Origin of the sequence: Mesorhizobium sp. M0145 (genome assembly GCF_040322355.1) — a bacterium.
Classification (GTDB): domain Bacteria; phylum Pseudomonadota; class Alphaproteobacteria; order Rhizobiales; family Rhizobiaceae; genus Mesorhizobium.
On the sequence record NZ_JAMYTK010000068.1, the window covers coordinates 1 to 1,464 of the forward strand.

Sequence of the window (1,464 nt, forward strand, 5' to 3'; positions counted from 1 at the left end):
TGTTTAGATGGGGTATTCGGCTTGAGCCCTGTCTGCGACGGCAATGGTGAGGGATGCAGCGTTTCGAGCTGATGATAGCGTGAGAGTGTCGCCTCACAAGCATCAGGAAAGGAAGGCTGCATGAAGCATTACGCTGGACTGGACGTCTCTCTCAAAGAGACTTCGATCTGCATCGTGGACGAAACGGGTTCGATCTGCCGGGAGCTGAAGGTGCCCAGCCACCCGGAAGACCTTGCTCGGGCGCTCCAGGCCTCCGCATGGCAACTGGTCCGAATCGGGCTGGAAGCTGGACCGTTGTCACAGTGGCTGTTCAGCGGATTGGCCGGAGCAGGCTTGCCCGTAGTCTGCATCGAGACCCGCCACACGAAGGCGTTCCTCAAGGCGCAGGTGAACAAGACCGACCGCAACGATGCGCGCGGCATCGCCCAGATGATGCGGGTCAACCTGTTCCGGCCAGTGCACGTCAAGACAGTAACGAGCCAGCAGCGCCGAGCCCTGCTCACCGCTCGAAAGCTGCTGCAGGAGAAGGCCATCGCGATCGAGAACGACATCCGCGGCTTGCTGCGTAACTTCGGCCTCAAGGTGGGCATCACCGGTAAGGTGGGATTTGAGTTCCGGGTACGGGAACTTGCTGACGGTATGCCAGAGCTGGCGGACATCACCGCATCCCTGCTCGCCGCCAGGCAGAAGCTGCGGGAGGAGCTGTCCCGGCTTCATCGGAAAGTGCTTGAGATTGTCAAGGACGATAACAACTGCCGGCGCCTGATGACGGTTCCGGGTGTCGGGCCTGTCGTTGCCTTGGCGTTCGCCAGTACCATCGATATCCCGGCCCGCTTCCGCAACTCGAAGGCTGTCGGAGCTGCTTTGGGATTGACGCCGGTGCTCAAGGAATCTGGAGAGAGCAAGCGCGTCGGCTGCGTTTCGCTCTGCGGGGATGGGATGATGCGAACGTTGCTCTATGAGGCGGCACAAGTCATGCTCACCCGTGTGAAGAGGTGGTCCTGGCTGAAAGCTTGGGCGACGAACATCGCTAAGCGAGGCAGTCTGCGCAAGGCTGTCGTTGCCCTGGCCCGCCGGATGGCCGTCATCATGCATCGGATGTGGAGCGATGGGACGGAGTTCCGCTGGACCCGAGATGACGCGACCGCGCGTGCCTGATTAAACGACCCCGGCTGTGGGGTCGGCGTGATACAAGATTCCACCTCCGGTGGATAGGAGTCCTTCGCGGGACGACGAGTGAAGCAAGGGCGTGCCGGGACTTGGTCGGGCGTGGCAGCACCTCCAGACCGCTGTTTAGATTGCTCGCTTCATTCTCCTGATCCCATGCTGGGAGGGCTTACGAGCCGATCCCGAAGAGAAGCAAGGCCTCGCGAAGGTCAAACCAACATCGGTGTGACGAACAGCTTAGGTGTGATGAACAGCTCAGAAGACGCTTGACTTCAAATGGCCGAATAGAGAAGTCCC

1 protein-coding gene is annotated in these 1,464 nt (G+C 60.4%); it reads left to right on the top strand.

The genetic code is table 11. The features are described from left to right. Nucleotides 1–120: 120 nt before the first annotated feature. Entirely contained in the window at nt 121–1,158 is a 1,038-nt protein-coding gene (locus NKJ28_RS32925; RefSeq protein WP_352638596.1) for an IS110 family RNA-guided transposase, read from the top strand. Nucleotides 1,159–1,464: the final 306 nt, after the last annotated feature.